Annotated in this window: 1 protein-coding gene; it reads left to right on the forward strand. The window is 65.5% G+C overall.

All coding sequences use genetic code 11. From position 1 onward, the window contains the following. Window positions 1-278, forward strand: a 278-nt coding sequence (locus BMG07_RS43860; RefSeq protein ID WP_269759931.1) for a hypothetical protein, incomplete at both ends; no start/stop codon positions are given.

Raw genomic sequence — 278 nt, forward strand, 5'->3', positions numbered from 1 at the left:
ACGTCGAAGTCGACAGGCTGGTCACGCTGCTGTTCGTCGTGCTCAAGCCGGACGACGCGGACGTCGACAGGCTGTTGATCCGGCTCGTGGCCGTGCTCAGCCCGCTGGAGGTGGAAGTCGACAGGCTGGTGACGCCGCTCGTCACCGTGCTCAGGCCCGAGGACGTGGAGGTCGACAGGCTCGACGCTGCTGTTCGTCGTGCTCAAGCCGCTCGACAGGCTGCCGATGCTGCTTGTCGCAGTACTCAGACCCGAGGACGTCGAAGTCGACAGGCTTGC

It is taken from the genome of Variovorax sp. E3 (assembly GCF_016082275.1).
Classification (GTDB): domain Bacteria; phylum Pseudomonadota; class Gammaproteobacteria; order Burkholderiales; family Burkholderiaceae_C; genus Variovorax.